We start from the raw sequence: 11,788 nt of genomic DNA, 5'->3' as shown, positions 1-11,788 counted from the left end.
GGTTTCACCGGGACCAGCCTGTGGATCGACCCCGGCACCGGCCGTTACGCCGTACTGCTCACCAACCGGGTCCATCCGACACGGGAGGGCGACGGGATCGTGGACCTTCGCCGGGAGTTCCACTCGGTGGACACGGCCCACGCGTCGCCGCGGCCGTGACACGGCGACGGGCCCGGCACCTCGTGGTGCCGGGCCCGTCGGGCCTGCTCGTACGCCGGGCGCGCCCGCGCGTCACGCGCGCTCACACGTCACCGGCGCTCATGCGTCAGGCGTGGGAGCCGGCCTTGCGGCGGCGTACGACGAACACCGCGCCTGCGCCGATCGCCAGCGCCGCGCCGCTCGCGAGGGCGAGCTGCGAGGTGGACGAGCCCGTGGCGGCGAGGCTGCCGCTGACGGGGGTGGCCGACGTGCCGGTCTGCGGCTTGACGTCCGGGGTGTTCGGCTTGGTCGTGCCGGGCTTGGCGTCGTCGACCTTGCCCGGGTTGCTGCCCGCGGCGGCGATCATGAACTCGTAGCCCTCGAGGTCCGGGCTCCCGCCGCAGGTGCCGTCGGCGTTCCAGTAGTCACCGGCGACGAAGGTGACGCCGTTGCCCGCGGGGGCCTCGGCGTCGACCGTGAGGCGCAGCTTGACGTCGGCGTGCGCGCCGGCCTTCAGCGGGCTGATCTTCTCGATGTAGTTCTCGTTGTCGACGTTCTTCCACGTCGAGGACGAGGCGGTCGACCACTGCAGGTGCACCAGGTGGTCGAGGTCGTTGAGCCCGCTCCGGTCGGTCGCGTGGGCGTAGACGAAGGGGAACACCTCGTCCAAGGTCTTCTCGGTGCCGTTGGTCACCCGGAGGTTGAAGGTGACCTTCGTGCCGGCGACGACCGTGGACGGCAGACCCGTGACGACCGTGGTGAGCTCGGCCTCGGGGACGCAGGTGTCGTCCTCGCCCTCCTCGGCCTCCTCCTCCTTCGCCTTGGCCAGCGCCGCGTCGGCGGCGTTCTTGTCGGCGAGCGCCTGCTCGGTGGCCTTCTGCGCCGTGTCGAGCACCCGGACCGCGGCGACCCGCGCGTCGTCGCGCGCGCCCACGGCGTCCACGGCCTTGGCGTCGGCGGCGGCCTTGGCCTCGGTGGCGGCCTCGGCCGCGGTCTCCGCCTCGGCGAGGGCGGCCGCAGCAGCGGTCCTCTCCTCCTCGGTGGCCGTCTCCGGAAGGGCCTCGACGGCCGCTTCGGCGTCGACGACCGCCTGGTCGGCGACGGTCTTCGCGGTGGCGGCCTCTGCCGCAGCCGTCTCGGCGGCCTTCGCGGCCACGGTCAGGTCGAAGCTGTCGGAAAGGACCACTTCCAGAGCGGCCTCGGCGGCGCTCTCGGCCGACACCGCGTCGTCGTACGCCGCCTTCGCCGCCGCGGCGGCCTTCTCCAGCTCCGCGACGGACGGCTTCTCCTGCGTCTGCGCTGCCGGCTTGTCGTCGGCGAACGCGGGGGTGACCGACAGCAGGACCGCAGGCGTGGTCACTGCGGCGGCGACAGCTGTGGCAAGAATCCGGCGAATCTTCACAAGAGCCCTTCGGGGTCCGAAAAAAGAGAGAAGGGGTCGCAGCGGAATGGGACACGCGGATGCGACTCGAAGGCGATCGTATGGCCGGACAACGATCAACCATCACAAGTTCTCCACCTTTTCCCCGCCTGTGCCCCGACACCGCGACGGACAGAAAAGACGAAAGGGTGCAGTTGCTTTCGCCGCCTGTGCCTTCGCTGTGAGGAATGCCACAAGACCCTCGCATGCTCCGGTACTTGAGGCCGCCCGCGGTGTTCCGCGGCGCCGGGTCCGGACGCTCCCGGACCCGGCGCTGCGGGGCGAGGTTGCCCCTACGGGCGTACGGGGGCGTCCCGGCGGAGCGCGACGACGTCGATCTCGACCAGGATGTCCATGAGGTCGGAGCCGACGGTGGTGCGGACCGGGTGGGGCGCGGTGAAGAAGGCGCGGTACGCGGCGTCGTAGGCGGCGAAGTCGCGGCGCAGGTGCTGGAGATGGGCCGTCACCTTGACGACGTCCTGCGGTCCGAGCCCCTCCGCCTCCAGTACGGCGCCGAGGTTCCGCAGGACCTGGACGGTCTGCTCGGCGACGGTGTCCGCGACGGCGCCGGTGTCCGGGTCCTGGGGGCCGAAGCCCGAGGTGAACAGGTAGGGGCCCGCAGCGATCCCCTGGCTGTAGGCGCCGGCGGGCGCGGGTGCCCGGTCGGTGGCGACCGCGCGCCGGGCGGGGCCGGCGCCGGGGGTGGGTCCGGTCATCGGGTGAGGTCTCCTTCACGGGCGTTGACGTCCGCGTAGTGGCGGAGCTTGTCCTCGTCGACGGTGACGCCGAGCCCGGGGCCGGTCGGTACGCGCAGGCTGCCGTTCTCCAGCGGGATCGGCTCGATGATGTCGTCGGCGTGCAGGTAGTACATGGAGTCGATGGCGCGGGACAGCACGGGGGTGCTGCCGACCACCGCGAGATGGGCGGCCGTCGCGATGCCGAGTTCGCCGCCGCTGTGCAGGTTCATGCCGAGCCCGAAGGTCTCGCAGTGCGCCGCGAGTGCCTTGGTGGGCGCGATGCCGCCCCACTTGTAGACGTCCCCGTGGATGACGTCCACGGCGCCCAGGCGCACGGCGGGCGCGAAGTCCTCGAAGCGTACGACGCACATGTTGGTGCACAGCGGTATGCGGACCTTGGCGCGGACCTGGCTCATCCCCTCGATGCCGACGCAGGGGTCCTCCAGGTATTCGAGGTCCAGTTCCTCCAGGGCGATACCGGCCCGGACCGAGTCGGGGACCGACCAGGCGGCGTTGGGGTCGACGCGCAGGCTGACCTCGGGCAGGGCGGAGCGCAGCGCGCGCAGGATGGCGACGTCGCCCTGGACGTCCTTGGTGCCCTTGAGCTTGACGGCCCGGAAGCCGCCCTCGGCGACGACGCGGAGGGTGTGCTCGGCGAGGGCAGCCGGCAGGTCCGCGGGGCGGGCTCCGGGGGCATCGGCCCGGGTGATCAGCGCGGTGAGCGGGACCTCCTCACGCACGGGTCCGCCCAGGAGGTCGGTGAGGGACTGGCCGGTGGCCTTGCCCATGGCGTCCCAGCAGGCGACGTCGAGGGCGGCGATCGCGGCGTAACCGAGGTAGCCGTAGAAGAAGGGCACCATGTGCTGCTTGCGGTGGAACGCCTCGAGGGCGAAGGGGCTCATGCCGATGAGGTCCTCGGCGAGTGTCTTCACGATCGCGGCGACCGGCCGGCCCCACATGGTCTCGCCCCAGCCCTCGACACCGGTGTCGGTGCGGATGCGCACGACGGTGCGGGTCTCACCGGTCTTCGTCTCGAAGGAGCTGGTGAACGGGTTGAGCAGCGGCAGGTTCACGACGTGGACGTCGACATCGGTGATCTTCATGCTGTTCCTCGGTCGGTGCGGGTGATGCGTTCGGTTCAGGTGATGCGTTCAGTTCAGGTGATGCGGATGAGGCGGTTGGTGCGGTTCACGGGTCCGTGCGGGTCGCGGTGTCGAAGGCCAGGAGGGCGCGCGCGAGACCGCGAGCGCGGTCGTCGAGGAGCCTGTGGCCGTGCGCGGCATCGGCGGACGAGGCGTCGTCGGTGGCCCCGCCGACGCGTTCCCACTCGCCGTGCCGTTCGACGGTCAGCCCCGGGTAGGGCGGCCGGTCGAAGAGCGGCGGCGGGTCCACGGGGGCGCGTGCGGGCACGGGGGTGCGCACCAGGCCGGGGTGCGCGGCGAGCATGAGGGAGGTCTCGAACCAGCCCGCGTGGCCGGGGGTGACGTCGGGCCGGCCGCCGTCCTCCTCCCCGCTGGTCACCGTCCAGTACGAGCAGGCGGCGGCGGTGACCTCGGCGCGCAGGGCGAAGCGTTTGACGGCGAGCTTCATGATCTCGTCGTTGCCGCCGTGCCCGTTGACGACGAGGATGCGCCGGTATCCGCAGGCCGCGAGGGAGTCGAGGATCTCGCCCAGTACGGCGGCGAGGGTGGGTGCGGACAGGGTCAGCGCCGCTGCGAACAGGTGATGGGGGCTGTGTCCGTACGGCAGCGTGGGCAGGCGGACGAGCGCCGGCGCCTCCGTCGGGGCCTCCTCGTCGAGGAGGGCGAGGGCCCGGTCGAGCACGGCCTCCACGAGAAGGGTGTCGGTGCCCATCGGGAGATGCCCGGCGTGCTGCTCCTGGGAGCCGATGGGGAGCAGCGCGATGGCGTCCGGGGCGGACTCGCGCGTCTCCAGCCAGGTGGTTTCGGTCAGGTTCCGGTAACTCATGCGGCTGTCTCCCCGGAACACTGACGTGGCAGAGTCGGCGTATGGCGCATGAACGTTCTCCCTTGCGGTTGGTGCCGGACCCCGTGCCGGGTCCGGTGGTGGCGGCGGTTCCCCGCACGCTGGGGGCCGTGGAGCTGCTGCCCGGCCGGATCCGCGCGGCGCTGCTCGACCGCTCGGGCACGGTGCTCGACCGGGCCGAGGCGGAGTTCGACGGGGCGTCCCCCCGTCCCGCGGGGGTCGACGAGGCGCTCGCGCGGGTCGCGGCCGTGTTCGAGGGGCGCCGTCCGTCCGGGATCGGTGTCGCGGCGGCCGGGGTGATCGACCCGGCCGGTGGCCGGGTGATCGAGGTCAACGAGGCGCCGGCGCTGCGCGGGTACCGGGTGGCCGCACGGCTGGAGGAGCTGACCGGCGCGCCCGTACGGGTCGAGCACCGTGCGCGGGTCCAGGTCCTCGGCGACCGGTGGTTCGGCCCGGGCCGGGGGCGCCGCTCCTTCGCCTCGGTGTCCACCGGCGAGGTGCTGGGGGTGGGCATCCTGTACGAGGGCGAGGTGCTTGCCCCGGAGGGCGGCCGCAGCGGCGCGCACATGACGGTGTCCGCCAGTGGTGAGCCGTGCACCTGCGGGCGCCGGGGATGCTGGAAGACGGTGGCCACCACCCGCTGGCTGCGGCAGCGGGCGGAGGCGCTCGGTCTCGGAGCGGCGGGTGTCTCGCTCGGTGCGCTGGTGGCCTCGCCGGACGAGGCGGCGCGGACCCTGGTGGCGGAGTACGCGGAGAATCTGGTGCTGGGTCTCGCGACGGTCCAGCAGCTCTTCGCCTGCGGTCTCTTCGTCCTGCACGGTGAGGCCCGCGAGGGCGGGGAGCCGTTCCGTGCCCTGGTCGAGGCCCGGCTGCGCTCCGACGGCCTGGGCGGTGGGGAGCTTCCCCGGGTGGTGGTGAGCGAGGCGGCGGTGGACGATGTCGCGCTGCTCGGCGGGGCGGGGCTCGTGCTGTCCGGCGGGTAGGCGCGGGGCGGTGCTCACAGGGCGCCGTCGCGGACGGAGTGCGGGGCGGTTCCCTCTTCGCCGTCCGGGGCGGGTCGCCGGGTCCTGCGGGCCTTCGTCGGGTCGGGAATCGGTACGGCGTCGAGCAGCTGCCGCGTGTACGGGTGCGCGGGCGCGGTGAACACCTGGTGGGCGGTGCCCACCTCGACGAGGCGCCCCTTGCGCATCACGGCGACCCGGTCGGCCACCTGCCGGACGACGGCGAGGTTGTGGCTCACGAAGACATAGGTGAGGCCGAGGCGCTGCTGGAGCTCGGCGAGCAGGTCGAGGACGCGGGCCTGGACGGACACGTCGAGGGCGCTGGTGGGTTCGTCGAGGACCACCAGGCGGGGTTCGAGGCCGATCGCGCGGGCGATGGAGATGCGCTGGCGCTGGCCGCCGGAGAACTCGTGCGGGTAGCGGTCGAGGATCGTGTCGTCGAGACCGACGGCTTCGAGGAGTTCACCGACGCGCTGCCGGGTCCAGGCCCGGCCGCGCCGGCCCCTGGCCCGCGGGTCGTGGGTGACGAGGGGTTCGGCGACGATGTCCACGATCCGCAGCCGCGGGTTCATGCTGGAGTAGGGGTCCTGGAGGACGACCTGCATCTCGCGGCGGACCGCGCGCAGCGCGGCCGGGTCGAGGGCGAAGAGGTCGGCGCCGTCGAAGCGCACGGTGCCCGAGGTCGGTTCCAGGAGGCGGAGCAGCAGCCGGGTCAGCGTGGTCTTCCCGCAGCCGGACTCCCCCACCAGCGCGAGGGTCTCGCCCCGGTGGACGGTGAGGCTGACGTCGTCGACCGCGACGCTGCCGGGGCGGCCTCCGAACTCCTTGCGCAGCGCGTCGAGTTCCAGCAGGGGCGGGGCTGTGGCGGTCATCCTGCGGTCTCCAGTCGGGGCGTCGCGTCGAGCAGTCGTCGGGTGTACGGGTCCTCGGGGCGGGCGAACACGTCGTGGACGTCCCCGGTCTCGACGGCCTCGCCGCGGTGCATGACCACCACACGGTCGGCGGTCTCCGCGACGACGCCGAGGTCGTGGGTGATGAGGACGACGGCCATGCCGTGGCGTTGCTGGAGCTGGACGAGGAGGTCGAGGATCTGGCGCTGCACGGTGACGTCGAGCGCCGTGGTGGGTTCGTCGGCGATGAGGACGCGGGGCCGGGCGACGAGGGCGGCGGCGATCATGACGCGTTGGCGCAGTCCGCCGGAGAGTTCGTGGGGGTACTGGCGGTAGCGGAGTTCGGGGTCCGGGATGCCCACCTCGTCGAGGGCGGACAGCGCCGCGGCCCTGGCCTCGGCCCGGCTGTGGCCGCCGTGGTGGCGGAGGACCTCGGCGACCTGGCTGCCGATGCGCTGCAGCGGGTCGAGGCTGGTCATCGGGTCCTGGAAGATCATGGACAGGTCGGCGCCCCGGATACGGCCGAGTTCGCGTTCGCCGCGGGTCAGGAGGTCCTTCCCGTCGAGGAGGATGTGTCCGCCGGCGTAGACGCAGGGCGGCTCGGGGTTCAGCCGGAGGGCGGACAGAGCGGTCGCGGACTTGCCGCTGCCCGATTCGCCCACGACGGCGAGGGTCTCCCCGGGCGCGACGGAGAAGCTGACTCCGCGCACCGCGTGGACGGTGGTGGCGGCGAGGCGGAAGTCGACGCGCAGGTCGTGGATCTCGAGGACAGGTGCTACGGCGGTGGAGGTCATCGGCGGTAGGCCTTCGGGTCCGCGACGTCGCGCAGGGCGTCGCCGGTGATGTTGACGGCGAGGGAGGTGAGCATGAGGGCGACGCCGGGGAAGACCGCGACCCACCAGGAGGTACCGAGGTAGAGCTGGCCGTCGGCGAGCATCGCGCCCCAGGTGACGGTCTCCTTGGGGACGCCGAGCCCGAGGTAGCTGAGCGAGGCCTCGGCGACGACGGCGGCGGCGACGTGCAGGGTGCCGATGGTGGCGAGCGGGGCCATCACGTTGGGCAGCAGATGACGGCGCATGATCGTGGTGTCGCCGACGCCGATGGCGCGGGCTTCCGTGATGAAGTCCCGGGAGCGCAGGGACAGCACCTCGGAGCGGACGACACGGGCGTACGAGACCCAGCCGGTCACGCCGAGCACGAGGATGACGTACCAGAGGCCGGAGCCGAGGAAGCCGACGACGGCGAGGGCGAGCAGGATCGCGGGGAACGCGAGCTGGACGTCGGCGATGCGCATCAGGACGCGGTCGGGCAGGCCGCCGAAGTAGCCGGAGGCCAGGCCCGCCGCGGTGCCGATGACCCCGGCGAGCAGGGCCGCGCCCGTACCGACGAGGAGCGAGACCCGGGTGCCGTAGATGACGCGGGAGAGCAGGTCGCGGCCGAGCTGGTCGGTGCCCAGGAGGTGGGCGCCGCTGCCGCCGTGCTGCCAGGCGGGCGGCTGGAGCCGCTCCAGCAGGTTCTGCGCGTTGGGGTCGGCGGGCGCGATGAGCGGGGCGAACAGCGCGCAGATCACCACCAGGGCGAGGAAGACGAGGGCGACCAGGGCGAGCCGGTTGCGCAGCAGGGTGCGCAGGGCCGCGGTCCGGTGCGAGGGGGCGGCCGGGGCGTGGTCGGCCGCGGGGGCCGGGTTCGGGGAGATCGTGGTCATCGGGCGGTCCTCACCCTCGGGTCGAGGAGGCTGTAGGAGAGGTCGACCAGAAGGTTCACGACGACGAAGGTCGCGGCGAACAGCAGGACGGTGGCCTGGACGAGCGGGAAGTCGCGGTTGGAGATGGCTTCGATCGTGAGCTGTCCGACCCCCGGCCAGGAGAAGACCTGTTCGGTGAGGATGGCGCCTCCGAGGAGGCTGCCGACCTCCAGGCCGACGACGGTGACGACGGGCAGGGAGGCGTTGCGCAGCCCGTGGGTGAGGACGACCTTGACGGGTCCGAAGCCCTTGGCGCGTGCGGTGCGGATGTGATCGGCACTCAGTACGTCGATGAGGGAGGACCGCAGGAGCCGGGCCACCACGGCGACGGAGTACACGGCCAGGGTCACGGCCGGCAGGACGAGGTGGGCGAAGGTCCCGTACCCCGAGGCGGGCAGGGCGTGCAGGCCGACCGCGAAGACCAGGATGAGCAGGATGCCGACCCAGAACGGCGGGGTGGACTGGCCGAGCAGCACACCGGTCATGACGGTGCGGTCGGTGGCCCGGCCCCGGCGCATCGCGGCGACGGTCCCTGCGGGCAGGGCGACGAGGAGGGTGACGACGAGTGCTCCGGCGGCCAGCAGGAGGGTCGCGGGGACGCGGTCGGCGAGGACCGCGCGGACCGGCTGGTTGTAGAAGAGGGAGTCGCCGAAGTCGAGGCGCGGGATGCCCCACAGGTAGTCGAGGTACTGGGTGAGCAGCGGGCGGTCGAGGCCCAGGCTGTGGCGCAGGACGCTCTCCTGGTGGGCGGTGGCGTCCGGCGGCAGGAGCACTTTGACGGGGTCGCCGGAGAGCCGTACGAGGAAGAACGCGACGGTGGCGGTGCACAGCAGGACGAGCAGCGCGGTGCCGAGGCGGGCCGCGGTCATGCGCAGGATGCGGAGCCCGTCGCGGCGGGGCGCGGCGGGCCGTTCGGTGTCCTCGCCGGGGGCGGGGAGGGTCAGGAGCTCGCTCATCGGGAGACCTCCGCGCTCGCCATGTCGAGGACGCCCGCGAAGCCGGGGGTCCAGCGGGGCCTCGCGTTGCGGGCGTAGATGTTGTCGATCTGGAAGAGGGGGACGAAGGGCGCCTCGGTCTTGATGAGCCGCTGGAGGCCGGAGAAGGCCTCCCGCCGGGTCTCCGGGTCGACGGAGAGTTCTTCGAGGTCGACGAGCCGGTCGGCCTCCTCGCTGTGCCAGCGGCTCTGCCGCCGGTCACTGCGTACGTTGGACTGGATCATGCTCTCGCCGTCGAGGGTCCAGACGGTGGACGCGGCCAGGTACATCGGGCCCAGCGCTCCGTGGTTGTCGGAGGTGAGGCGCTGCGCGTACGTACCGGGGTCGAGGAGGTCGACCCTGGCGTGCACCCCGGCGCGGTCGAGGAGCCCGGCGATCGCCTCCGCGACGTTGGCGTCCACGTTGGAGGCGGTGAGGGTGGTGCTGATGCCGTCCGGGTGCCCGGCCTCGGCGAGCAGGGCGCGGGCCTTGGCGACGGAGCGGGTGAACGGCTCGACGCCGGCGTCGAATCCGAAGGCGCCGCGCGGGATCATCGCGGGGACCTCGGTCGCCTGCCCGCCGAGGACGGCCTTGATGAGCAGGGGCACGTCGACCGCGTGGTTGAGCGCCTGGCGCACCCGGCGGTCCTGGAGCGGGCCGGCGGTGAGGGTGTCCAGGGAGAGGTACGAGGTGCGGATACCGGTGTGGTGATCGAGGCTCACACCCGTGTAGCCGCCCAGCTGCTGGGCCGCGTCGGGGGTGAGTCCGGCGACGAGGTCCACCCCGCCGCTCTGGAGCGCGGCGAGCGCGGAGGACGCGTTCGGGGCGGGCGTGAAGACGAGTTCGTCGACGGCCGGCCTGCGTTCCCAGTGGTGCTCGTAGGCGCGCATCCGCAGTTCGTGGTCGCGCTTCCAGCTCGCGAAGGCGAAGGGCCCGGTGCCGACGGGACGGGCCGCGAAGCCCTCGTCGCCGACCTCGGCGAGGTAGCGCGGAGGGACGACCACCCCGCCGAAGAGGGACACCTTGTCGGGCAGGATCGGGTCGTGGACGGTGGTGTGGAGGTCCACGGTGAGCCGGTCGACGACGGTGACGCCCTCGACGTAACGCAGTTCGACGATGGGCGACCGGGTCGCCGGGTCGAGGAGGCGCTCGATGCTGAACTTCACGGCGGCGGCGTCGCACACCTCGCCGTTGTGGAAGGTGACACCGGGCCGCAGCCGGAAGCGCCAGACGCGGGGCGATACGGCCTTCCAGGACAGGGCCAGACGGGGCATCAAGGTGTTGTCCCGGCCCCGCGCCGTGAGGGTGTCGAACATGTTGATCAGGGCGTTCATCGAGATCATGTCGCCCTGTTTCTGCGGGTCCATGGTCTTGGGGTCGCCCGTCTGGGAGACCCGCAGGACATTGCCGGCACCGGCCGCGGGGTCCGTGCCGCAGCCGGTGAGCAGTGCCGGTGCGGCGATCGCGGGGAGCAGCGCGCTGCCGTACCGCAGGATCGCGCGGCGGGAGGGACGGCTGCGGTCCCCGGCCCACCCTCCACGTATTCGTTCCATTGAACAACACATCCGTTCCGGCAGATGGAATGCAGTGGGGGTAAGCTAAGCGACATGGGGAAACCGGTCAATAGCCGTTCGAAGGAGCAGCCGCCTGCGGGCCGGGCTGTCGAACACTCCGTCATGGGCCCGGTCGACAAGGCGATGGAGGTCCTGTCCGCGCTGGTCGAGACGGGCGCGCCGCACCGTCTGGCCGACCTGGCACGCCGCACCGGGCTCACCAAACCCACCGTGCACCGGCTGCTGCGCGGCCTCGCGGGCTCCGGCTTCGTCGAGCCCGCCGAAGGGGGCAGCTACCGGGCGGGGCCCCGGCTGCTGGGCCTCGCGGCCGCCGCGCTCGACAGCGGTCCGGGACTGCACCTGATCAGGCCGGTGCTGGCCGAACTCCGCACCCGCACGGGGCTGCTCGCGCACTACGCCGTGCGCGACGGGGACGCCGCGGTCTGCCTGGAGGTGTCGGAGCCGGCCCGGGAGTACGCGCTGGAGCTGCGCCCCGGCTCACGGGCGCCCCTGCTGCTGTCCGCACCGGGCCTCGCGATGCTGGCCGCTCTCCCGGCCGCCGAGACCGAATCGGCCTTCGCCGCCGAGGACGCGGCCGGCCGGCCGCTGCCGGTGCCCGCCGTGGACCTGCGGGCCGAGACGGCCGCCGCCGCGGAGCGCGGGTACGCGGTCGACGACCAGTACGAGCAGGAGGACCGGCGTGCACTCGCCTCGGCGGTACGGGACGCCGAGGGGCGGGTCGTGGGGGCCGTCGCGCTCACCGGACTCGTCTTCACCCTGGACCGGGCGGGCGTCGAGCTGTACGGCCCGATGGTCCGCGCCGCGGCCCGCGCGGTCTCCGCGGGGCTCGGGTCCGACGGGGGGCCCAGGCTCGCGGTGGCCCGCCGAGGGGTGCGGGCCGGCGAACTGAGCACGGGCCTGTGAGCGCTGGGACCGCCATGACGGGCGGGAGCGGGCGCGCCGCCGTGCTGGCCGGGGGCAGGGAACGTCGCCTCTACTCGGGTGCGGCCTGGTCCGTGGGCTCCGCGCGAGGGCCCGTGGACCGCGGATGGCTGGGCACCAGGAGCTGGGACGGGGCGGAGCTGGACGGCGCGGACCTGTGGGACCTCGCCTCCGTCACCAAACCCGTGGCGGGCCTGGTCGTCATGGCGCTCGCCGAGCGCGGCGCGCTGTCCCTGGACGGCACGGTGGGTGAGCTCCTCCCGCGCTACCGGGACACGGACAAGGCGCGGCTGACCGTCACCGAACTTCTCACCCACACCTCGGGCCTGCCCGGACGGGTCCCCATGTACCGCGGCCACCCCACCCGGGAGTCCCTGCTCACCGGCCTGGGCACCCTGCCGCT

12 protein-coding genes and 1 pseudogene are annotated in these 11,788 nt (G+C 73.0%); 4 read left to right on the top strand and 9 right to left on the bottom strand.

All coding sequences use genetic code 11. The features are described from left to right. Positions 1-159 (top strand): annotated as a pseudogene (locus tag ACIRD8_RS37555) (esterase); the annotation flags it as partial. Between the two features lie 106 nt (positions 160-265). Here ACIRD8_RS37555 and ACIRD8_RS37550 read toward each other — a convergent pair. The 4 genes from ACIRD8_RS37550 to ACIRD8_RS37535 all read right to left on the bottom strand — a co-directional run bounded on the left by ACIRD8_RS37550 (position 266) and on the right by ACIRD8_RS37535 (position 4,263). Then, positions 266-1,540 carry an LPXTG cell wall anchor domain-containing protein gene (locus ACIRD8_RS37550; protein ID WP_404002210.1) on the bottom strand — a complete coding sequence of 425 codons (1,275 nt, stop codon included), beginning with the start codon at positions 1,538-1,540 and terminating at the stop codon, positions 266-268. A 311-nt stretch (positions 1,541-1,851) separates the two neighbouring features. Further along, positions 1,852-2,274, bottom strand: a complete 423-nt coding sequence (locus ACIRD8_RS37545; protein WP_404002207.1) for a RidA family protein — start codon at positions 2,272-2,274, stop codon at positions 1,852-1,854. Next, positions 2,271-3,398, bottom strand: coding sequence for a mandelate racemase/muconate lactonizing enzyme family protein (locus ACIRD8_RS37540; protein ID WP_404002204.1), 1,128 nt, complete (start codon positions 3,396-3,398; stop codon positions 2,271-2,273). Before ACIRD8_RS37540 ends, ACIRD8_RS37545 begins: the two co-directional genes overlap by 4 nt. Positions 3,399-3,483: 85 nt before the next feature. Then, the gene (locus ACIRD8_RS37535; RefSeq protein WP_404002201.1) at positions 3,484-4,263 is read right to left on the bottom strand and encodes a creatininase family protein; all 780 of its coding nucleotides are present in this window, start codon (positions 4,261-4,263) and stop codon (positions 3,484-3,486) included. Between the two features lie 41 nt (positions 4,264-4,304). On the opposite strand from ACIRD8_RS37535, the gene ACIRD8_RS37530 reads away from it, so the two are divergent. Beyond that, complete coding sequence (locus ACIRD8_RS37530) at positions 4,305-5,264, top strand: ROK family protein (RefSeq protein WP_404002198.1); 960 nt, start codon at positions 4,305-4,307, stop codon at positions 5,262-5,264. Between the two features lie 14 nt (positions 5,265-5,278). On the opposite strand, the gene ACIRD8_RS37525 is transcribed toward ACIRD8_RS37530, so the two are convergent. The 5 genes from ACIRD8_RS37525 to ACIRD8_RS37505 are packed head-to-tail and all read right to left on the bottom strand — an operon-like array spanning position 5,279 to position 10,443. Continuing rightward, the gene (locus tag ACIRD8_RS37525) at positions 5,279-6,154 is read right to left on the bottom strand and encodes an ATP-binding cassette domain-containing protein (protein ID WP_404002195.1); all 876 of its coding nucleotides are present in this window, start codon (positions 6,152-6,154) and stop codon (positions 5,279-5,281) included. Then, positions 6,151-6,966, bottom strand: a complete 816-nt coding sequence (locus tag ACIRD8_RS37520) for an ATP-binding cassette domain-containing protein (protein ID WP_404002192.1) — start codon at positions 6,964-6,966, stop codon at positions 6,151-6,153. The genes ACIRD8_RS37525 and ACIRD8_RS37520 overlap by 4 nt, the downstream gene beginning before the upstream one ends. Further along, positions 6,963-7,877, bottom strand: coding sequence for an ABC transporter permease (locus ACIRD8_RS37515; protein ID WP_404002189.1), 915 nt, complete (start codon positions 7,875-7,877; stop codon positions 6,963-6,965). Before ACIRD8_RS37515 ends, ACIRD8_RS37520 begins: the two co-directional genes overlap by 4 nt. After that, the gene (locus ACIRD8_RS37510) at positions 7,874-8,872 is read right to left on the bottom strand and encodes an ABC transporter permease (RefSeq protein ID WP_404002186.1); all 999 of its coding nucleotides are present in this window, start codon (positions 8,870-8,872) and stop codon (positions 7,874-7,876) included. Before ACIRD8_RS37510 ends, ACIRD8_RS37515 begins: the two co-directional genes overlap by 4 nt. Beyond that, entirely contained in the window at positions 8,869-10,443 is a 1,575-nt protein-coding gene (locus ACIRD8_RS37505; protein ID WP_404002183.1) for an ABC transporter substrate-binding protein, read from the bottom strand. The genes ACIRD8_RS37510 and ACIRD8_RS37505 overlap by 4 nt, the downstream gene beginning before the upstream one ends. A 54-nt stretch (positions 10,444-10,497) precedes the next feature. Here ACIRD8_RS37505 and ACIRD8_RS37500 point away from each other — a divergent pair, with 54 nt between their 5' ends. Further along, positions 10,498-11,367, top strand: a complete 870-nt coding sequence (locus ACIRD8_RS37500; RefSeq protein WP_404002180.1) for an IclR family transcriptional regulator — start codon at positions 10,498-10,500, stop codon at positions 11,365-11,367. A gap of 14 nt (positions 11,368-11,381) precedes the next feature. Then, the coding region (locus ACIRD8_RS37495) for a serine hydrolase (RefSeq protein WP_404002212.1) at positions 11,382-11,788 on the top strand (407 nt) is incomplete at its 3' end.

It is taken from the genome of Streptomyces sp. NPDC102451, assembly GCF_044765485.1.
Classification (GTDB): Bacteria; Actinomycetota; Actinomycetes; order Streptomycetales; family Streptomycetaceae; genus Streptomyces.
The sequence above is the reverse complement of the archived record's forward strand: the minus strand, read 5'-3'. Positions and strand labels throughout refer to the sequence as shown.